Genomic DNA, 20,294 nt, shown 5'->3' with positions numbered 1-20,294 from the left:
AAGCGACTTTACAGCCCACTACCCTGCGGGTTCGCTTGAAACGGCAGACCGCGTCGACATCCATCGCAACTTTATCGGCCGCCTCCCTCTCGAACGCCTACAGACCTTTCACTCAAGACCGATCAGGAGACCTTCATGCCATCCGCCCCACTGATTACCCTCAACGACGGCGTCCGGATTCCGCAGCTGGGCCTTGGCGTCTGGCAACTGGATGATGCCCAGGCTTACGAGTCATCCAAAGCCGCGCTGGCTGCCGGCTACCGCCACATCGACACCGCGATGATCTACGGCAACGAAGCCGGGGTCGGCCGTGCCGTGGCAGAAAGTGACTTGGCCCGAGAGAAGATCTTCATCACCACCAAATTGTGGAACGCCGACCAGGGTTTCGACAGCACCCTGCGCGCGTTCGACGCCAGCCTGAAGCGCCTGGGCCTGGAGACCCTGGACCTGTACCTGATCCACTGGGCGATCCCGAAGAAAGGTGCCTACCGCGACACCTGGAAAGCGTTCGTGCGCCTGCAGCAGGAAGGCCGGGTGCGCTCCATCGGTGTGTCCAACTTCAATGCCGAACACCTGGAGCACATCATCGATGACACCGGCGTGGTGCCCTCGGTCAACCAGATCGAAATTCACCCCGACTTCAACCAGCAGGCGCTCAGCCAATGGTGCCGGGACAAGGGCATCGTCACCGAGTCCTGGAGCCCGCTGGGCCAGGGCGGCGAGTTATTGAAACTGCCGCTGTTCGCCGAAATCGCCCAGCGTCACGGGAAAACACCTGCCCATGTGATCTTGCGCTGGCACGTGCAGAACGGCCATGTGGTGATCCCACGCTCGTCCAATGCCCAGCGCATCGCGGCCAACATCGATGTGTTTGATTTCGAGCTCAGCCACCAGGAGCTTGAAGCCATCGCCCAGCTCAAGCAGACCGGGCGGCTGGGGCCTGACCCGGAAACCATTGAAATGGGGATCTGAGGGCCCGTCCCTTCTCCGCCAGGCGGCGTGTGCCCTCGCACGCCGCCTGGCCCCAGTTCGGGCTGTGGGTCAAAAGTCGCTGACGCTGGTTCGCCCCCCTGGCGGCTATCATTCACGTCACTTCCTTATGCCGGACACCATCATGCGCTCCCCTGAATCCGCTCTGCTGCAAAGCTGGCACCACAATGCCAACGCCTGGATCGACGCCATCCGCAACGGCAGTATCGAAAGCCGTCGGCAGGTGACTGACCAGGCCATCGTCATGGCCGTGCTGGGCCGCCAACCCGAACGTGTTCTGGACCTGGGCTGCGGTGAGGGTTGGCTGCTGCGGGCGTTGGCGCAGCGGGGCATCGAGGCAGTGGGGGTGGACGGCGATGCCACGCTGGCGCAGGCCGCGCGGGCGGCAGGTTGCGCACCGGTGCATGTGGCGAGCTATGCGGCGTTGGTAGAAGCCCACGTGGACATCGGCCGCGGCTATGACGTGGTCTGCGCCAACTTTGCCCTGCTGCATCAGGACATCATCCCCCTGCTCGCCGCCATGCACGCCCTGCTTGCCCCTGGCGGCGCGCTGGTGATTCAGACGTTGCACCCGTGGGCGGTGTCGGCAGGTGACTACCAGGACGGATGGCGGGAGGAAACCTTCGCCGGGTTCCAAGGCCAGTGGCAGCCGATGCCCTGGTATTTTCGCACCTTGTCCAGCTGGGTCAGGGCACTGGAGATGGCCGGGTTCAGGCTGGCTGACCTGCAGGAGCCACAACACCCGCAAAGTGCCGTGCCGCAGGCGTTGTTGCTGGTGGGCGAGCGGCAGCCGGTGTGATGCGCCGCTACGCGAACCATCGGCCTTGCACCGCGAGCTGAAGGCCAAAAAGCTCGCTGACACGCCAGCGCCTGCAACAAGACAGTGACTTCGCTGCGGGGGCCTGTTCAGGACGGAAACAGCTTGCCCAGGCAGCCCAGTTTTTTCTTGTAGGAACGTCGCGCCTCCAGCGCCTCCTCGAGGGTGACCGCCACAAAGCGGGCTTTCTGGTTGGGCTGCAGTTGGCCGATCAGGTCCAGGTCGGCGCTGATCACCGTGCCGATCATCGCGTACCCTCCACCCGACACGGCATCTCGGTGCAGCACGATGGGCTCCAGGCCGGCCGGTACCTGGATCGAGCCGATGGGGTAGCAACTGTCGACGATGTTCGAAGGGTCGGAACCCGCACCGAACGGCTGCTCACGGGGCTGAAAGCTCAACGCGCTCCCCCCCTTGAAGCGGTAACCGATGCGGTCGGCTTCCGAGCCGACCGTCCAGGGCTCGGCGAAAAAATTCTGCGCCGCGCTTTCGCTCAAGCGCTGGTAGTAAAGCCCTGGGACCACCCGCAGGGTGATTTCGCCACCCAGGGACTGGCGCAGCGCCATGGGCAAACTGTTGCCGGCGCGGCCTTTGCCGCTGGCGACACCCAACGGCAGTTCATCACCGGCCACCAGCCTGCGCCCCTGAAAACCACCCAGGCCACCCAACGCGTACGTCGACCGGCTACCCAGCACCACGGGAACATCGATGCCACCGGCCACCGCCACATAGGCGCGGGCACCGGCCCTGGGGAAATCGAAGCGCAGCACCTGCCCCGCCCTCACCTTGAATGCCGTGTCCTGGTGCATGTCCACGCCATCGACCCGTGCCGTCATGTGCGCGCCGCACACGGCTACCAGCGCATCGTGCTGAAACTCCAGTTCCGGCCCGACCAGCGTGCACTCCAGGGCCGCCAGCCCTGGCGCGTTGCCGACCAGTTGGTTGGCGGCGCTCAAAGCATATTGGTCCAGCGCGCCGGACGGCGGAATGCCCAGGTGGTAATAGCCTTCGCGGCCCAGGTCCTGTACCGAGGTGGCCAGGCCGGGTTTCAGTACTTTGATCATGCCAGCGCCTCCTGCAAGGCCTTGGGGTAACCGACCGGGTCGGCCAGGAACGCGTCCAGGGAAAACTCCACCGGGCGAATGCGCAGGTCGAAACGCCCCGCCTCCACTTCGGTCACGGCGTGGTCGTAGGCCTCGCGGTCGATAGGTTTGAACTGGACGATGTCGCCCGGGCGAAAGAACACCATGTGCTCCTGAAGGTACGCCAGGTTCTGCTGTGGGTCGTAGATCGGTGCCGGGGTCACGCCAAACATCTGATAGCCACCGGCACCGCGTACCGAGTAGATGCAGCCAAAGCAGCCCCCATGCCCCAGGGTCAGTTTTGGCGTGTCAGTACGGGGGCGCAGGTATTTGGGCACCTGCAACTGGCGCTCGCGCTCGACCATCTGAAACATGAACGGCAACCCGGCCACGAAGCCAACCATGGAGACAAACCACGGCGCGCCGCTGTGCGCGGCGATGAACGCCTCCACGTCCGCCAGGCCGTTGATCCGCGCGGCGTACTCCAGGTCCGTGGCGCTGGGGTCCTGATGGCGGTCACGAAAGCGCATCAGGGTTTCGTGGGTCCAGGGGTCGTTGTACAGCACCGGGATTTCGATGATCCGCGTCTGCAGGGTGCGCTCGGCAACCGCCTCGGCCTCCGCGCCCTGTACCGCTTCAAGCAGGTCGTGGGGGGCGATGCGGTCGGGGTCGAAACGGATCTGGAACGAAGCGTTCGCCAGGCACACATCCAGCACGCCATCGAGCGCCAGGCGCTCTACCGCACGGGTCACGGCCAGGCCCTTGAAGAAGGCATCCAGGGACATGCTGTCGCTGACTTCGGCGAACAGATGCTCGTCGGCGCCAAAGCTGTAACGAATGGGCGTGCTCATGCCGCACCTCCGCGTGCGCCCGCGGCTACCTCGAAGCACTGAGTGGTTACCGGGTGTTCGGCCATGTCTGTTCCCTTTGGAATAGTTGTAGAAAGGCAGGCAAAGCATTTACCGCAAAACCCTGGCCTCTGCGGGCCAGGTGTTTTCACATCAACGGGGGGCGCGCACCTCGATACCGGCAGCATCGAGCGCCCGACGGGTAGCCTCGACCAACGCAAGGGCCCCCGGCGTGTCACTGTGCAAACAGATGGAATCGAATTCAATTGGCAGGTCCTGGCCCTCGACCGTGCGCACCACGCCCTGCTGGCAGGCACGCAGCACGCGGGCCGCCACCTGCGCCGGGTCGTAGGCGCGCACGTTGCGGGTGAAGACGATGGAGCCGCTGAGGTCGTACTCACGGTCGGCATAGAACTCGCGAACCACCGGCTGCCCCAGCTCCTGGGCCACCCGCCAGATCACCGAGTCCGGCATGCAATACAGCAACAGCTCAGGCTCCAGGCGGCGCAGGTTGACCACCAGCAAGCGTGCCGCCTCTTCATCCCTGGCCAGGTGCATGTAGAGCGCACCGTGGGGTTTGATGTGCTGCAACGCCACGCCCTGCACCCGGGCCAGCTCACGCAGCGCGCCGAGCTGATACAGCATGTCGTCCACCAGTTCCTGAGCCGGGGCATTGATGTGCCGGCGACCGAAACCGACCAGGTCGCGAAATCCCGGATGCGCGCCGATGGCCACGCCCAGGCGCTTGGCATGCTCCACGGTACGGCGCATGGTGCTGGGGTCGCCGGCATGAAACCCGGTGGCGATGTTGGCCGAACTGATGAAGCCCATCAGCTCATTGTCCACGCCATCGCCGATGGTCCACGGGCCAAAGCCTTCACCCATGTCCGAGTTGAAATCCACTGCCTGCATGACGCGCCCTCTCCACACTTGTGACTTGGTGCCCACCACGTTAGATTCCTCCTACCCCCTTGGGAAGACCTATTAACAGATAGGGTATCTTCTGAAAAACAGATACCTCGTCGTTTGGAGCGCCTATGTCCCTGACCCTGCGCCAGGTTCGCTATTTCGTCGCCACGGCCGAGATCGGGCAAATCTCCCAAGCGGCCATTCACTTGAACATCTCTCAGTCGGCGGTGACCACGGCGATCAAGGAGCTTGAGAGCATGCTGGGTGTGCTGCTCTTCCAGCGCTCCGCCCAAGGCATGAGCCTGACCGAGGCCGGGCGGCACTTTCTCAACCGTGCCTACGTGATTGTGCGCAGCGTCGACGATGCGTTGAACAGCCCCCTGCCCGACATGCGTGCCAGCGGCCTGCTGCACCTGGCCGCCAGTTACACGGTGCTCGGCTACTTCCTGCCGCACCACCTGCAGCGCCTCGAACACTGGCACCCGGACGTGACCATCCACGTTCATGAACGGGAACGCCACGCCATCGAACAAGGCCTGCTGGAAGGCCAATTCGACATGGCCGTGGTCCTGACCGCGAACCTGAAGCACCCGGACATCGTCTCGGAAACGCTGTTCAACTCGGAGCGCCGGTTGTGGCTGCCCGGCCACCATCCGTTGTGCGAGTGCTCGGCGGTCAGCCTCGCCGACGTGGCGAAGGAGCCCTACATTCTGCTGACCGTGGACGAAGCTGAACAAAGCGCCATGCGCTACTGGCAATTGGCGGGCCAGCAGCCCAACGTGCGGGTGCGCACCAGTTCCGTCGAAGCGGTGCGAAGCATGGTGGCCAACGGTAGTGGCGTGGCGATTCTGTCAGACCTGGTGCACCGCCCCTGGTCGCTGGAAGGCAAGCGCATTGAAACCCTGACCATCACCGACACGGTCACGCCCATGAGCGTCGGGCTGGCCTGGCATCGCGAGCGGGAGCTGAGTCCCGCCATGCAGGCGGTTCGCAATTACTTTCATGATGCATTCCTGGCGCCGCAGCAGCAGGCTGCGCGGCGCTGAAAGTGCGGTACTTGCGTCCTGGTGGGAGCGTAGCTTGCTAGCGAAGAAGGCAGCGCGGTGTGCCTGTTGGACCACGGTGTCCCCTTCGCCAGCAAGCTGTGCTCCCACAGGCTACGCAGTGCTGGTGCGGTACTCGCGTCCTGGTGGTACCTGTTGGAGCGCGTTGCACCCTTCGCCAGCAGGCTGTGCTCCCACAGGCGATGCGGTGCTGGTGGGGTACCTGCGTCCGTGGTGGGAGCGTAGCTTGCTAGCGAAGAAGGCAGCGCGGTGTGCCTGTTGGACCGCGGTGTCTCCTTCGCCAGCAAGCTGTGCTCCCACAGGCTACGCAGTGCTTGTACGGTACTCCCGTCCTGGTGGGAGCGTAGCTTGCTAGCGAAGAAGGCAGCGCGGTGTACCTGATGGACCGCGTCGTAGCCTTCGCCAGCAAGCTGTGCTCCCACAGGCTACACGGCGCTGGTGCGGTACTCGCGTCCTGGTGGGAGCGTAGCTTGCTAGCGAAGAAGGCAGCGCGGTGTACCTGTTGGACCACGGTGTCTCCTTCGCCAGCAAGCTGTGCTCCCACAAGCTACGCGGTGCTGGTGCGGTACTCCCGTCCTGGTGGGAGCGTAGCTTGCTAGCGAAGAAGGCAGCGCGGTGTACCTGTTGGACTGCGGTGTCTCCTTCGCCAGCAAGCTGTGCTCCCACAGACTTGCGGTGCTTGTACGGTACTCGCCTCCTGGTGGGAGCGTAGCTTGCTAGCGAAGAAGGCAGCGCGGTGTGCCTGTTGGACTGCGGTGTCCCCTTCGCCAGCAAGCTGTGCTCCCACAGGCTACGCAGTGCTTGTACGGTACTCCCGTCCTGGTGGGAGCGTAGCTTGCTAGCGAAGAAGGCAGCGCGGTGTACCTGTTGGACTGCGGTGTCTCCTTCGCCAGCAAGGTGTGCTCCCACAGGGTGGAACGCGGCCGGGGCCGCTACGCAGCGCCGGTGACCTTTTCGACGTTGACCATCCATGGCACACCGAAGCGGTCGGTGAGCATGCCGAATCCCTGCGCCCAGAAGGTCTCGCCAAAGGGCATGCGCACGGTACCGCCCTCGCTCAGGCCATCAAACCAGGCTTTGCCTTTGGCCAGGTCATCGGTCGCGATGGACAGCGCATAGCCGGCATGGGGTTTCTGATCGGGGCTGGGGTCATCGCTCATCATCAACTGCGTGCTACCAATCAGCAGGTTGGCGTGCATGATGCCGTCCGGTGGCGCGGACGGGCAGTCACTGCCCGTTGAAGGCTCGGGCGCTTCGGCATAGGTCATCTTGAACTGCACCGTGGCACCCAGCACGGCGCAGTAGAAATCCATGGCCTGCTGGCAGGTGCCAGCCAGGAAGATATAGGGTTGGACGTTCATCACGTTGCTCCCGGACAGTGGCGACGCGAGATGCGCCACCCTTGAACAGTCTAGGCCTTGCCAGCACTGTGGGGAGGAGATTGGACCTGCGGGTGGGCCGACTGGCAACAGCAGAAGCTGGCTTGCCGGCGAGCTTTCTTCAACCGCTGAAAAGCTCGCTGGCAAGCCAGCTTCTGCACGATGGCGGTATGGCTATCGCAAGGCATCTATTCGGAATCGATCAAGCTGTCCGTTTTCACAGCGCCTTCTTCACCGTCGGGCTGCGCATCCTGATCAGCCTCTGGGTCCGCCGGGGGTGGGTTCCAATCCTCGGGGCGTTCATCCGTTCCCTGCTTGGGTTCGGAGCTGGTTTGCTCAAGACCGGACTCATGGTCTTCGGCGGTCTCAGGCGTACTGTCGGCTGGCCCTGGGTAGGCTGCCTCGGGTCCATTATTCAAGTTCACCATCATGATTCTCCCATCGGGAGCGCAGAATTTGCGCGCCTGTACATGGGAGGATGGGCGCAAGCTGCAAGTGCCGGGGCGCCGACGGATGGCCGAGGTGGTACCCTCCCCCGGGTTGATCAAGCAATAGAAGTGTCGCGCCGGGAAATTGTATCCTCTGCCTCAGCGTCCGGTTGGGACAGCCCCCACTCACCGAATCAAGGGAAACGACCTCAGTGAAAGCGCTTATCGTCATCGACGTCCAGCACGGCCTGTTCGCCTCAAGCCCGCCGCCATTCGACTCGCAAGACGTCATCAGCCGCATCAATGCGCTGTCAAACCGAGCAAGAAGCCACGGCGTACCGGTTATTTTCGTCCAGCATGAAGCCACCACCGGTGATTATTTCAGGCACGGCAGCGATGCCTGGAAACTGGACCATCGGCTGGAAACCACCCCCGCCGATCATTATGTGCGCAAGACCACGCCCGACGCCTTCCTTCAGACAGCGCTGCAAGCGGTCCTGACGAAAACCGGTTGCACTGACGTCGTGGTATGCGGCTACGCCACCGAATTCTGCATCGATACGTCAGTACGACGTGCGGCGGGCCTGGGCTACAACGTGGTCTTGGCCAGCGATGCCCACACAACCCACGACAAGGCCCATGCAACGGCGGCGCAGATCATTGCCCATCACACCGCTACGTTGCCTGCGATCAAGAGCTTCGGGGTGCAGATCGTCGCACAGGAGAGCGGGACACTCGATTTTCAGGGCTCAAGCCCTTCCCCAAGCCAGCACAGGTAAAAACGGAGTGATGGATGTGGACCCATTGGCGCGATGACTTCGCTGAATATGGCCCGTGCCCGGAATGCAGCCGGGCACCCGTTGCCTGAACCGCCATGGCAACAACCTCGGTTTCGGCGTGCGGGGCCGGAGCGTTGCTGGCGGATGTTGCAGTGGCTTGCGGCTTCTTCGACCAAACCCATCTGGCGCGGCATTTTTCCAGGGTGTTCGGCACGACACCCGGCGCCTACGGGTAGATCATGGCTCAACAGCCACGGAACCCGGACAGGGACTCGATGGTTGCGGTGCAGCCGCCGCACACGATGACCAGCACGTTGCTATGCGCTCGCAGGGACAGCTTGTTCTCGTAAAGCAGCGCCAGAGAGGCGCCGCACGCCGGCTCAACCAGTGTGCGGTGGTCGTTCAGGTAGGCCAGGCAGGCACTCACCGCCTCTGCGTCCGTGACTTGCACGGGCACCACGGGGCGCTCCTTCGACACGTCAAACGCCCGCTGACAGACCTGCCGCGCCCCCAGCGAGGTGGCCACCCCGGACACCACTGGAATCTCGGTCAAATCCCCCGCCTGGATCGACGCATTGAACGACGCCATGCCTTGCGTTTCGACGGCATAGATCGGCACGCTGCCCAGCCCATTGCGGCGCAACCCTTGATCGACACCGGCGAGCAAGCCACCGCCGCCAACAGAAAGAACCACGGCATCAGGGCGTACACCTTCGGCAACGACCTCGTCGATCATCGATGCATGCCCTTCCCACAGAAGCGGATCGTCGAACGGGTGGACGAAGGCGTCGGCGGGTGTCTCTAACGAACGGGCAAGTTCGTTGGCTTCGAACCATGACTTGCCATGCACGACGACCTCGGCGCCCTCCAGGCCCAAAAGGATTCTGGCTCGCTCCGAGGTTGTTTCTGGCACGACCACGACCACGGGAACGCCCAATCGACGCCCAGCATAGGCAACCGCGAGCCCGGCATTACCGCCCGACGAAGAGATGAAGCGCTTGGCACCTCGGGCGTGGTGCTGCTCGCAGGCGTGACCGACGCCTCGAATCTTGAAAGAACCCGAAGGCTGCAATGCCTCCATTTTCATCCACACCTGGGTGCCGGTGGCGTGGCTCAGAGGCAGTGACTGCAAAAGAGGTGTGTTGATACTCAGAGGCATGTAGTGAGTTCCGAAAAATGCGGTACCGATGAGGTCCTGGCCGGCGTTAGCGTGGCGCGTTCTTCAGCTCGTCCAGGTAGTTGTAAACCGTGTAGCGGGTGACCCCCAGGGCGCTGGCGGCCATCTCTACGCTGCCCTTGATCAGGAAAATCCCCTTTTCCTGCATCTCCTGCACGGCCAACAGGTTTGTTCGCTTGGTATTGGCTCGACCGCTGCCAGGGCTCTGCTCAGTGGCGCTTCTGATGATGGCGTGCACAAGGTCCTCGACGTTGTCGGGTCCAGGCTCGGCATTCGGTTCGGGGACGTGCGCCACTGCTGCGGGGAGCGGCGTGACAGCGCCAACCAGACACTGGAGCAGGTTGATGGCGTCGCTGATCCCGGCAGTATTGACGTTGATGCACAGCGCAGCGAAAGGCCGGCCATTACTGCCACGGTAAAACGCAGTGCTGCTGCGCAGCGCATGCCCTTCGCGGGAAAGCGTCGGGTAGTCCAGCACCAGCGACACAGGCTCATCCTTCTCTTCCAGCACGCTGGCGAAGGCTTTGTCCGCACGCATTCCGGCGAGTACCGAATCGCCTTTTTTCCGCCCGCTCACGTGCGCGTTCGCGATCTCGGCAATCGAGTATTCGGGCTTTCGAAGGTCGTGAAGCACAAGCTCGGCGTTGCCAGGCAGTACGCTGCCGATGGCCCGGACAGTGCTCGTCAAAAGCGCCAGGACGCTATCTTCGTCGAAAGTCAGGGGTGAGGTCATGGAAGTCTTAATTCAACAATTTGTGTAAAACTATCACCATGCCAGTGATATTTTCAACATAACGTCAAAATTTTCCGCCATCGTTCAACAGTGTTCGGTCCTTGGAGCAGCCATCGGCCAGAAGCGTGCGAGGGGGAATATGGACCCAGACCGTACTGGTGCCCTTGGCAATCAACTGACCAGTCCGTTGGAAAAGTTCTCTACGGCGAAGTCTACAAATGCACGGACTTTGGGCGCCATTTGCCTGCTGCTTGGCCAAACGACGTGGAAGGTACTCCCCCCTGCAAGGCTGCTGCTGAGTACCTTTTCCAAACGCCCGGCAGCCAAGCTGTCTTTGACAGCGAAATCAGGTACGCACGCGATCCCTCGGCCTGCCTGCGCAAGGTAGATCAGCGCCTCTACGTTGCTGCAGACCATAGTGACCGGGAGAGACTCACCTGCCTGAATGGCCTGTTGTTTCTTGAAAGGCCACTGATAGAGCTTCCCTGAATTCTGCCACCGGTAGTGCAAGCAGGAATGATTCAAGAGATCGCTGGGCTGGGTCGGAATACCTCGCGTTTGAAGGTATGCCGGCGACGCTACAAGGCATGACCGGTAAGGCCCGAGTGGTCGGGACATCAGCCGGGAATCCTGGAGTTCGCTACCCCGGATAACCACGTCGAACCCTTCGTCGATCACATCCACCATGCGGTCAGTGAAATCCAGATCCAACTGTATCTCTGGATAGCGCTCCATGAATGCGGAGATAAACGGCAAAGGCAATCCTCCAACAAGGGCCAAGCCGACGCGCAAACGTCCACGAGGGGACGTCGTCAGCGCCGAAAGATCGTCTTCTGCGGCTTGGATCTCGCCGAGGATACGCCTGCACCTTTCCAGAAACACTTCACCCTCGGACGTCAGTCTTACCGTCCGAGTGCTTCGCTGGAAGAGCCTGACTCCGACCCGCTCTTCAAGCCTGGAGATGCTCTTGCTGACAGCAGACGCGGATATCCCCATTTTCCGGCCCGTCGCAACAAAGCTCTGGCTCTGCGCGGTTTCGACGAAAATCTCCAGGCCACTCAACGTCTCCACAATCAACTCCGAATTAGTGACTGATGTGTCATTAGTGTTATGCACGTTACCTGCCTTAATCCAGACCGGTCAACGGCATACCATGATCAACACAACGCAGACTTCAACAACCTTCATCTGCCGACTATTCAGAAGCTATCGCAGCCTATCAGCCTGTTCGTGAGGCCCTGAGCCGGGCGTTCGAAGGCTATGCCTTTGGCGATCCAGCGGCAACGGCAAGAGCGATCGGGCTTTTCTTAAAACCGACGATCTCTCCCAGATCGCAAAAGCCGAGAACACCTATGAACACTGCTAACCGCTTGACCATCGTTACGGAATCCCAAGCGTACTGGCGCGTCATCTTCAACAATCCACCGCTCGCCCTGTTTGATCCGAAGACGTTTGCCGAGTTGAACGTACTGATGGACAACATCGAGAAGGATGAGCACCTCAAAGTCGTTGTGTTCGAGAGCGCCGATCCAGATTTTTTCATGAATCACCACGATGTCGAAAATCGCCTGACCGTTCCCGATCAACCAGGGGCAATGCCATTCTTTGGGAACTGGCCAAAGTGGGTCACGCGCCTTGCACAGTCTTCCGTGATCAGCATCGCCAAGGTACGTGGCCGGGCACGTGCTCAGGGCTTTGAATTTGCATTGGCCTGCGACATGCGTTTCGCATCCAAGGAGCACGCACAGTTTGCATTGATTGAAGTTGGTGGCTCATCGATTCCTGGGGGTGGCGGTGTTGAATGGCTTTCGGCGCTGGTGGGACGCTCCCGCGCACTGGAGATCGTGTGCAGCGCTGATGATTTCGACGCTGACCTCGGCGAGCGATATGGCTTCGTGAACCGGGCTCTCCCTGATGCTGAACTCGACGCGTTCGTCGATGCGCTTGCACACCGCATGGGACGCTTCGAGAAACGTGCTCTGGAGACCGGCAAGAAAATGGTAAACGCTCGTGCAGGCGTTCCCACCGAAGGCGATCTGTGGATGTCGAACCATATCCTTCAGGGCGTAGACCTGTGGCCCGAAGCTCAGAATGCATTCACAAAAATGCTCGATGCAGGGCTGGGTAAAGTCGGTGAGTTTGAGCTGAATTTTGCCGAACGGCTTGGCGATCTACCTGCCGCTTAATGACTCCGATAACTGACTGACCACCCAATGTGGGCCGTAATCAAAACGATCTGCGGCTCATGAATGCACCGAGGATAAACCATGACAGCTTATGTTGTTTACGTCAGAGATCGCATCACCGATGCAGAGGAATTCAAGATGTATGAGGAAAGGGCGGGGGCCGCGTCGGCAGGCCATCCAGTCACCCCACTCGCCTTCTACGGCGCGGTGGAAACACTTGAGGGCGCCCCAGTAGATGGTGCCGTTATCCTTCAGTTTCCGACCCTGACGGATGCCAAGGCTGCCTACGATAGCCCTCTGTACCAAAAAGCGCTGAAGCACAGGTTAAAGGGAGCAGACTACCGCGTGTTTATCGTAGAAGGCTTACCAAACGTGGCCGCCTCCGCACCCTGATGGCACGATCTCGACGATTAGAAGGTTAGACACTCCAGGGCGGTGCCATCCTGTCGGTTTTGAAAGCGCTCCCTGCCGGAAGCGCCTTGAACATCAAAGGCTCCGAGCCACCTCAGAGGCAAGCACCAGTCGCTCAAGCCCGATACCGAACCCAGCTCCTTCACGATAAGCTCCACCGCCGACAACTTGCTGCTGTGCCCCCAGCACAGGGCAACGCACCTCAAATCCATTGCCCTCAAGGTAATAACTCAGGCCACGCTTCACTGCGAGATTAAGTTCATATTCGAGTCCCAGCGAGTCAAGAAAGCCGGTGCAAATCGCTTGGCTACGCTGCAATGCCTGCGCGGGTGTGGAACTCAGAATTTCCAGTCCCAGTTGAGTGAATTCGCGATACCGACCGGCTTGAGGTCGCTCATACCGGTAACATCGCGCCACGTAGAAAAACATCGCTTCGTCTCGTGCCCCGAGAAGTGCCTTGTTGCGCTCCTGAAAAAGCGCGGTTGCTTCTGGGATGAGACAACAAGGACGTCCGGCCTTGTCATCAAAGGCCCACATTTGTCCGATTATTTCACTTCCACCGGCTTTCTCAATAAACGTGTCTTGGCCCCACAATGCAGGAACTATGGCCTCTTCAGCCCCGGCATCGATGAAGGTAGCTCCGAAATCTGCCTTCTATCTCACGCATGGTTGCAGCTTCTTTCCCTGTCACTATTCGAGTTCCGCGAAGCATTGTCATTTATAGATCTCCATTTTACAGGCAATAAAAAAGGCGCCATTGGCGCCTTGGTTTGGTTCATTGATTGGTCAGAATGGATGTTTAAAATTCTGAGCATTCGATGAGCGTGAGCAACCGCGGCACCCTGAGTGAGGTCCGTGATGATGACGGCGATTGCTTGGAATTAATTGAGTCATAGCTGATCCTCGCACAATTCTGGAAGCGCTCACAAGCTGCTGTATCTTTTTACCCATCGCAGGCCAATGACGCGGGCCGCTAATCCCGTTTTCACACAGCCCGGGTCTAACACGTCCAGAGCGAAACGCTATTGGAGTCCCTTCAGCCAACCAATCGCTTGCGCATGGGCGTGCATGCCAGCTCAAGCCCCGATGGCGAGGTATAGATGCCACCAACCTCCCCTTGGTAGCCACACCGATGGTAGAACGCAGTAGCATTCGGGGTCGCGTCCAGATGAATTTCAGCAAGCCCAGCCGCAAGCGCCAGTTGTTCCAGGTGCTGGATCATGGCCTTGCCAATGCCCTGCCCCATGTACGCGGGCAGCACAAAGAGAGCGCCCAGCTCCCCGGACTGGAAATCGATCAGCCCCGTCGCAACCGCCACGTCGCCCCACCAGGCAATGTGGTACTGCCGCTCCACACTGGCCCGGTACCGGTCCGTCAGGGGCACGTCCGTCCAGGCTTGAACCTGTTCGGGCGTGTAGACGGTAATACACTGGTGTCTTATGGCCTGAAGCCGGATATCGAAAGCGACCTCGGCGTCGCTGTACCTGGCGGGGCGGATCTGCAGCATGCTCACTCTCCTTGTCATGAATGTTCATGACCGGAGCATGAAAGAAGCCCCGGCCGTTGGTGGCGGGGCTTTGGGGATGCGTGGGACTTACACGCGCAACGCCCTATGGCCCGCCGAAGGCGGTCATCATGGGGCGCATCATGGTTATGCGGCTGCACGTAGTCATGGGGGCATCATCTGATGTTTCAGAAAAGAGTGCAAACTTCGGGGCGCAGAGGCGCTCGATGGACTGCCACCGGCCAGAAGCGGGTGGTCGCGAAAAAAGCCTGAACCCAAGATGCCTGTCTGAAAAAAGTGCCACCTGTTCGACAGCGCCGCACTGGGCCTGTGTAGCCTGGGCCCGCGGTAGTCCGGGTACTTGCCGGCTACACTGGCCGGAACCGCGAGACAATACTCCTTCCAAAGCAGAACGCTACTTGCTCATCGGTAATGCCATGAACCAGCCAATACGTAGCCACTCGTGAAGCGAGTACTCATCAGCGTTCAAGTAGACGCTGCCCTGATCCTTGTCAGGTCGGGCATAGCCATCATCATGGCGTGGCTGATTTGCGCAACGCTTTCACTGGGGGCAAGCTCAGGCTTGGCGCCATGGACCGCAGCGGGTGTGCAGAGGTTCGGGCTACTGTTTATTTTACTGGCTGTAACCCCCAGTGCACCGGGGATTGCCTGGGCGGCTCGACTAGGCAACCAGGTGAATACTTCACGGGCGAAGATCATCAGGCTGGTGGTGCAGCTGGGGAAATTCTGTTTTCTGGCGGGTGCACCTTCTGCAATTTTAATACCTGTCGTTGCAGCGTTCAAATAACGCGTCTATCGATCCATTGCAGCCTTTCGTGTCGGGCGGAACCCGGCCAGAAGCAGGCACAGAGCGACCTAAAGCCGGCTGCGGCCATCCTGACGTCAGCGGCTGACCCAGGCAGGTTCTGCCATCAACAGAAAATTGGCGAGTGTCGGCGTCGTGTCATTGCGGCGGTAGACCAGGCCAGTTTCAAGGTGAGGTCCATGACTGTCCAAATCGAGATAGCGTACCCCCGAGCGCGCCAGGTTTCTCAACGAGGCCGGTACCAAGGCGATACCCATGCCAGCCGAGACCAGGCTGATGATCGTCTGCATTTGAATGGCATGCTGGGCAATGTGAAGGCGCCCGCCGCAAGCGGTGTAATACTCGGTGACCAGGTCATAGAATGCCGGGGCGGCACGTCGGGGGAAGACCACCAGGGGACTCGCGATCATCGCTGCCGCAGACAATCGGCCTCCACCGAAGTCCAGACGCCCCTCCGATAACCATGCCTCAGGCACAGCTGCAATCAGCGGCTCAACCACCAGTGTCCGGTACACAAGCTGATCGGGAATACTCGCGCCCGGGTTGGCGATCACGATGCCGGCGTGCCCTCGCCCTTCGCTCAGTGCGCCGATCTGGACGTCGCTGGTAGCTTCCATCAGCGACAGCTCAACGTCAGGGTACGAACGTCGAAACTGTTCTACCAATGCAGGCAGAACGCTGTAATCCGCTGTGCTGACAAAAGATAGCTCAAGCTTGCCAGCCTGCCCTCGCAGCATGGCCTGTGCGGTGTTCCCCAGCCGGTCGATACCCTCCAGCGCTGCCAACACCTGGGGCAGCCATTGCTCGGCAAACGCCGTCAGCGCCACGCTGCGCTTGGTGCGCACGAACAACGGCGCACCCAGTTCGCGCTCCAGCGCCATGATCGATTGGCTTAGCGGCGGTTGTGTCATGCAGAGGCGCTGTGCCGCCAGACTGAAATGCAGGGTTTGAGCCACCGCCACAAAATGCCTGAGTTGGCGCACGTCCATCACTTATATCCCTGCCGACCTAATAAAGCATAAATAATATATTTCACTATCATCCTCTGGATCTCTAGCCTGAGTCCATACCCACAGCCCAGGAGGACTCCATGCCCGCTTATCGTTCTCGAACTACCACCCATGGCCGCAACATGGCCGGCGCCCGCAGCCTGTGGCGTGCGACAGGCATGACAGATAACGACTTTGGCAAACCGATCATTGCCATCGCCAACAGCTTCACCCAGTTCGTTCCCGGCCACGTTCACCTCAAGGACCTCGGTCAGCTCGTGGCCGGTGAGGTCGCACTGGCGGGTGGCGTGGCGAAGGAGTTCAACACCATTGCCGTCGATGACGGAATCGCCATGGGTCACGACGGTATGCTCTATTCATTGCCCTCGCGAGAATTGATTGCCGACGCCGTCGAATACATGGTCAACGCCCACTGCGCCGATGCCTTGGTGTGCATTTCCAACTGCGACAAGATAACCCCGGGCATGCTGATGGCTGCCATGCGCCTCAACATCCCCACGGTGTTCGTTTCCGGTGGTGCAATGGAGGCCGGCAAGGCGGTGATCAAAGGGCGATACCAGTCTCTGGACCTAATCGATGCCATGGTGATCGCGGCCGATGACGACTACAGCGACGAAGAGGTTGCGGCTGTCGAACGCGCCGCCTGCCCCACGTGCGGTTCGTGCTCCGGAATGTTCACCGCCAACTCGATGAACTGCCTGACCGAAGCCCTGGGCCTAGCGCTGCCGGGTAACGGTACAGCGCTCGCGACCCATGCCGACCGCGAGCAGCTGTTTCGGCAAAGTGGCCGTTTGATCGTCGAACTGGCCAAGCGTTGGTATGAGCAAGATGACGCGCGCACGTTGCCGCGCCACATTGCCAATCGAGCCGCGTTCATAAATGCCATGAGCCTGGATATCGCCATGGGCGGATCGACCAATACCGTTCTTCACCTGTTGGCCGCCGCGCGTGAAGGCGGTGTGACGTTCACCATGGCCGACATCGACCAGTTGTCACGCCGCGTTCCCTGGCTGTGCAAAGTCGCTCCGGCGAGCAACCAGGTCCACATCGAGAACGTGCACCGCGCCGGAGGCATCATGGCGATTCTTGGCGAACTGGACAGGGCGGGTTTGATCGATACGCGCTTGTCGGTCATCCACGCGCCGACCCTCAAAGACGCTCTGGACCGTTGGGATATCGCTCGTCACCCAGACAATCAGGTGCAGACGTTCTTCCGGGCAGCACCAGGCAACGCTCGCACCCAGAAAGCATTCAGCCAGGCGGCGCGCTGGGAAGAGCTAGATACCGACCGTAGTGCCGGTGCGATCCGTTGTGTGGAGCATGCGTTCAGCCAGGATGGCGGGCTTGCAGTTCTGTTCGGGAACCTGGCACCTGAGGGGTGCATCGTCAAAACTGCCAGCGTAGACCCGGCGATGCTGATTTTCGAAGGCAAAGCCATAGTCTTCGAAAGCCAGGAAGCCGCCGTGGCGGGCATCCTCGGTGACCAGGTCTGTGCTGGCGATGTCGTGGTCATCCGCTACGAAGGCCCCAAGGGAGGTCCCGGCATGCAGGAGATGCTCTACCCCACCAGTTATCTCAAGTCCAAAGGGCTGGCCAAGTCCTGCGCGCTGTTGACCGATGGTCGTTTTTCGGGAGGCAGTTCGGGGCTGTCCATCGGCCATGTGTCACCTGAGGCAGCCGAGGGGGGACTGATCGGGCTGGTGGAAACAGGCGATGTGATCAGGATCGACATTCCAGGGCGCAGCATTGCACTGCGGCTGGGCGATGAGACGTTGCGTCAGCGCTACCGAGCAATGCACGCACGCGGGGAGCAGGCGTGGCAACCCGCTCCACGTGCTCGCATGGTCTCCCCGGCCCTCCAAGCCTACGCCGCACTGACAACCAACGCCGCGCGCGGCGCGGTGCGAGATGTGACGCAGGTTCAGCGGCGCATTCAGCCGACCTTTAGGTGTGCGGCTCCATCCGGATAAAACCACCGTCAGGTCGTGGTGCGAATGTGTACCTGGTAAACCCAGAAATGGCCTCAGACCATGGACACCATGCCTGCTCCATAACTCTTTACTGTCCACTCATGCCGTTGTCAGTCAGCAACGGCCTGAAAAACGCTGGCGGTGGTTTGCCTGACCTGTTCCCGCAACCACCGGTGAACCGGTTCGGCATCGTGCCGGGGATGCCAACTCATCGCGATACTGACCGAAGGTGTATCCACTGGCAGTGCGAAAATGTGCAACTGGCTGGAGTTAGGGCTCCATCGGGCGAATGGCTCGGGTATGGCCGCGATGAAATCCGAACTCATGGCCATGGCCATGGCAGCTTGGAAAGAGGGAACCACCAATGCCACGCGGCGTTTTGCGCTTGACGCGGCCAATGCATCATCAATCGGGCCGCCCGCCACTCCACGTCGCGACGCATTGACATGGGGCCAGGCGATGAACTGGGCTAGATCGATGTATTCCGATCCGGCCAGCGGGTGGTCCGCCCTGACGACCCCCATGAAGTGCGTCTTGAGCAGTGTCTGGGTCTTGATCTCGGGTGCGTCCCCGTCGAGCACCCCCAAGTCCAGGTCTACCTCGCCGCTGCGCAACGCCTCCATGCTTTTCTTGGGTCGTAACACGAAGCGCAAGGTAATCCCCGGTGCCTGTTCCAGCAGCCGAGCGCATAACGCTGCCGCCCAGGTTCCGATCACGCCGTCGCTGGTGCGCAACGTAAAGGTACGCTCAACCTGAGCAAGCTCAAGGTTTGGCGGTGTGAGAATCCCCCTCACTTCCTCGATCAGCGTACGCACCCGCTCGCGCAAATCGATCGCCCGCTGGGTAGGCACCAACCCTCTCCCTGCCTGTACGAATAACGGGTCACCCAACGCGTGCCGCAGATGCGAGAGACGACGACTCATGGCGGGCGCACTTAGATTCAAGCGCCTGGCGGCCCCCGCAACGCTGCCCTCGCTGAGCAAGGCATCGAGGTCAATCAAGTGATTGAGGTCGAGATTCTTCATGTGGTTACCTGAATAAAGGAACATAGCCAGCCAGATAGCTGCAAATTGTGCATGCATAGGTTGCTATCAGTGCAATTTATTTAATCGATGGGTTAGGGAAAAATCCACGGCATTCGCCATCATTCCAGGGATCTGCCATGCCTGACTCACCAGACGTACCCGTCGCACGCCGCGCGTCCGTCACGGACGCGATGACCACCTCACTTGCACCGCTATGCGCCGTCGTCATCTGGGCGGGCAACACTATCGTCACCAAAGCCGCTTCCGTGGCCATCCAGCCTGCCTCGATTGTGTTCTATCGGTGGCTTCTCGCGTTTGCACTGCTTAGCCTTTTTAACGGCAAGGGTATTTGGCGTAATCGCCACGTGGTGGCGCAGCACTGGTCAAAACTGATGGTTTTGGGGGTGCTGGGCATGGCGGTCTATCAAGGGCTGGCCTACCAGGCTGCACTGAGTATGTCGGCCATCAACATGGGCGTGCTCGTATCGCTGGCGCCGCTCATGTCGGCTTTGCTATCCAGCGCCATTGCCCGCGAGGCCGTGCCAGTTCGCACGCTGGTTGGCGCATTGCTATCCCTGACAGGACTGGTTTGGCTGACCAGCCAAGGGCACCCCGCGAGCCTGTTCCAGCAAAGCCTTCAGCCGGGTGATGGACTCATGCTGATCGCCATCTTCGCCAACTCACTGTACGGGCTATTGCTCAAACGCTGGGCGGTACCCCTTTCAACCTGGCAGCAACTGCATGTACAGGTGGGGTTTGGTGTACTCGTGACCCTGCCGATATGGCTGGCAAGTCCCATCTCTCCAATCACCGTCAACAACGCGCCACTGATTCTGTACGCGGGCGTTGCAGCCTCGATCGGCGCGCCGTTTTTCTGGATGAAGGGGGTGCATTCTCTGGGCGCGCCGAGGGCTTCGTTGTATTTGAATCTACTGCCTGTATTGGTGGCGGGGGTGGCCTGCGTGGTGCTGGGGGAGCAGCTGCATAGCTATCATGCTGTAGGAGGTGCGCTGGCATTGATGGGAGTTGCGGTGGGGCTGCAAAAAAAAATAGCGAACGGGCGACCAAGGGGAACAGCGTTGACGTGTTCCAGGTCGCTACCGATGGACCCGCGTCATTGACTATGCGAACGAACGTCGATGCTCCAGGACGCTGA

21 protein-coding genes are annotated in these 20,294 nt (G+C 60.6%); 9 read left to right on the top strand and 12 right to left on the bottom strand.

Going from position 1 to position 20,294, the window contains the following annotated elements; translation table 11 throughout:
• Positions 1-135 precede the first annotated feature (135 nt).
• Both QBK88_RS14690 and QBK88_RS14685 read left to right on the top strand, forming a co-directional pair.
• Positions 136-972, top strand: coding sequence for an aldo/keto reductase (locus QBK88_RS14690; protein ID WP_277962557.1), 837 nt, complete (start codon positions 136-138; stop codon positions 970-972).
• 142 nt (positions 973-1,114) lie between these two features.
• Positions 1,115-1,789, top strand: a complete 675-nt coding sequence (locus tag QBK88_RS14685; RefSeq protein ID WP_277962556.1) for a methyltransferase domain-containing protein — start codon at positions 1,115-1,117, stop codon at positions 1,787-1,789.
• Between the two features lie 107 nt (positions 1,790-1,896).
• Here the strand turns inward: QBK88_RS14685 and QBK88_RS14680 are convergent, their stop codons facing one another.
• From QBK88_RS14680 to QBK88_RS14670, 3 genes are all read right to left on the bottom strand, one after another.
• Positions 1,897-2,871, bottom strand: coding sequence for a 5-oxoprolinase subunit C family protein (locus QBK88_RS14680; protein ID WP_277962555.1), 975 nt, complete (start codon positions 2,869-2,871; stop codon positions 1,897-1,899).
• Complete coding sequence (locus QBK88_RS14675) at positions 2,868-3,740, bottom strand: 5-oxoprolinase subunit B family protein (RefSeq protein ID WP_277962554.1); 873 nt, start codon at positions 3,738-3,740, stop codon at positions 2,868-2,870. Before QBK88_RS14675 ends, QBK88_RS14680 begins: the two co-directional genes overlap by 4 nt.
• Before the next feature lie 150 nt (positions 3,741-3,890).
• Positions 3,891-4,649 (bottom strand): 5-oxoprolinase subunit PxpA, encoded by a 759-nt coding sequence (locus QBK88_RS14670; RefSeq protein WP_277962553.1) that lies wholly within the window; start codon positions 4,647-4,649, stop codon positions 3,891-3,893.
• Between the two features lie 125 nt (positions 4,650-4,774).
• Between QBK88_RS14670 and QBK88_RS14665 the strand changes: the two genes are divergently transcribed.
• A complete protein-coding gene (locus QBK88_RS14665) occupies positions 4,775-5,692 on the top strand; it encodes a LysR family transcriptional regulator (RefSeq protein ID WP_277962552.1) in 918 nt (305 codons plus the stop codon).
• Between the two features lie 950 nt (positions 5,693-6,642).
• Here QBK88_RS14665 and yjdN read toward each other — a convergent pair.
• Positions 6,643-7,071, bottom strand: a complete 429-nt coding sequence (gene yjdN, locus QBK88_RS14660) for a VOC family metalloprotein YjdN (protein WP_277962551.1) — start codon at positions 7,069-7,071, stop codon at positions 6,643-6,645.
• A 658-nt stretch (positions 7,072-7,729) separates the two neighbouring features.
• Here yjdN and QBK88_RS14655 point away from each other — a divergent pair.
• A complete protein-coding gene (locus tag QBK88_RS14655) occupies positions 7,730-8,296 on the top strand; it encodes a cysteine hydrolase family protein (protein ID WP_268143053.1) in 567 nt (188 codons plus the stop codon).
• A 95-nt stretch (positions 8,297-8,391) separates the two neighbouring features.
• Positions 8,392-8,532: a helix-turn-helix domain-containing protein gene (locus tag QBK88_RS30890; RefSeq protein WP_445764936.1), complete on the top strand. Its 141-nt coding sequence runs from the start codon at positions 8,392-8,394 to the stop codon at positions 8,530-8,532.
• Between the two features lie 8 nt (positions 8,533-8,540).
• Here QBK88_RS30890 and QBK88_RS14650 read toward each other — a convergent pair whose 3' ends face one another.
• From QBK88_RS14650 to QBK88_RS14640, 3 genes are all read right to left on the bottom strand, one after another.
• The gene (locus tag QBK88_RS14650; protein ID WP_277962550.1) at positions 8,541-9,455 is read right to left on the bottom strand and encodes a pyridoxal-phosphate dependent enzyme; all 915 of its coding nucleotides are present in this window, start codon (positions 9,453-9,455) and stop codon (positions 8,541-8,543) included.
• Between the two features lie 46 nt (positions 9,456-9,501).
• Positions 9,502-10,206 (bottom strand): PAS domain-containing protein, encoded by a 705-nt coding sequence (locus QBK88_RS14645; RefSeq protein WP_277962549.1) that lies wholly within the window; start codon positions 10,204-10,206, stop codon positions 9,502-9,504.
• 171 nt (positions 10,207-10,377) lie between these two features.
• Entirely contained in the window at positions 10,378-11,277 is a 900-nt protein-coding gene (locus tag QBK88_RS14640) for a LysR family transcriptional regulator (RefSeq protein WP_277962639.1), read from the bottom strand.
• Positions 11,278-11,558: 281 nt separating this feature from the next.
• Between QBK88_RS14640 and QBK88_RS14635 the strand changes: the two genes are divergently transcribed.
• Together QBK88_RS14635 and QBK88_RS14630 are read left to right on the top strand one after the other, a co-directional pair.
• On the top strand, positions 11,559-12,392 hold the full coding sequence (locus QBK88_RS14635; RefSeq protein WP_277962548.1) for an enoyl-CoA hydratase/isomerase family protein: 834 nt from the start codon (positions 11,559-11,561) through the stop codon (positions 12,390-12,392).
• An 81-nt stretch (positions 12,393-12,473) separates the two neighbouring features.
• Positions 12,474-12,785: a DUF1330 domain-containing protein gene (locus QBK88_RS14630; protein WP_277962547.1), complete on the top strand. Its 312-nt coding sequence runs from the start codon at positions 12,474-12,476 to the stop codon at positions 12,783-12,785.
• A 93-nt stretch (positions 12,786-12,878) separates the two neighbouring features.
• Here the strand turns inward: QBK88_RS14630 and QBK88_RS14625 are convergent, their stop codons facing one another.
• The 4 genes from QBK88_RS14625 to QBK88_RS14610 all read right to left on the bottom strand — a co-directional run bounded on the left by QBK88_RS14625 (position 12,879) and on the right by QBK88_RS14610 (position 16,122).
• Positions 12,879-13,433 carry an ATP phosphoribosyltransferase regulatory subunit gene (locus QBK88_RS14625; protein ID WP_277962638.1) on the bottom strand — a complete coding sequence of 185 codons (555 nt, stop codon included), beginning with the start codon at positions 13,431-13,433 and terminating at the stop codon, positions 12,879-12,881.
• A gap of 406 nt (positions 13,434-13,839) precedes the next feature.
• Complete coding sequence (locus QBK88_RS14620) at positions 13,840-14,310, bottom strand: GNAT family N-acetyltransferase (RefSeq protein WP_277962546.1); 471 nt, start codon at positions 14,308-14,310, stop codon at positions 13,840-13,842.
• A 483-nt stretch (positions 14,311-14,793) separates the two neighbouring features.
• The gene (locus QBK88_RS14615; protein ID WP_277962545.1) at positions 14,794-15,111 is read right to left on the bottom strand and encodes a hypothetical protein; all 318 of its coding nucleotides are present in this window, start codon (positions 15,109-15,111) and stop codon (positions 14,794-14,796) included.
• Between the two features lie 99 nt (positions 15,112-15,210).
• Positions 15,211-16,122, bottom strand: a complete 912-nt coding sequence (locus QBK88_RS14610) for a LysR family transcriptional regulator (RefSeq protein ID WP_277962544.1) — start codon at positions 16,120-16,122, stop codon at positions 15,211-15,213.
• 101 nt (positions 16,123-16,223) lie between these two features.
• Here QBK88_RS14610 and ilvD point away from each other — a divergent pair, with 101 nt between their 5' ends.
• The gene (ilvD, locus tag QBK88_RS14605; protein WP_277962543.1) at positions 16,224-18,113 is read left to right on the top strand and encodes a dihydroxy-acid dehydratase; all 1,890 of its coding nucleotides are present in this window, start codon (positions 16,224-16,226) and stop codon (positions 18,111-18,113) included.
• A 110-nt stretch (positions 18,114-18,223) separates the two neighbouring features.
• Here ilvD and QBK88_RS14600 read toward each other — a convergent pair whose 3' ends face one another.
• Complete coding sequence (locus QBK88_RS14600; protein ID WP_277962542.1) at positions 18,224-19,138, bottom strand: LysR family transcriptional regulator; 915 nt, start codon at positions 19,136-19,138, stop codon at positions 18,224-18,226.
• Between the two features lie 191 nt (positions 19,139-19,329).
• Here QBK88_RS14600 and QBK88_RS14595 point away from each other — a divergent pair, with 191 nt between their 5' ends.
• A complete protein-coding gene (locus QBK88_RS14595; protein ID WP_277962541.1) occupies positions 19,330-20,259 on the top strand; it encodes a DMT family transporter in 930 nt (309 codons plus the stop codon).
• Positions 20,260-20,294 lie beyond the last annotated feature (35 nt).

The sequence above is a fragment of the Pseudomonas sp. RIT-To-2 genome, assembly GCF_029623465.1.
GTDB classification, from domain to species: domain Bacteria; phylum Pseudomonadota; class Gammaproteobacteria; order Pseudomonadales; family Pseudomonadaceae; genus Aquipseudomonas; species Aquipseudomonas silvicola.
The sequence above is the reverse complement of the archived record's forward strand: the minus strand, read 5'-3'. Positions and strand labels throughout refer to the sequence as shown.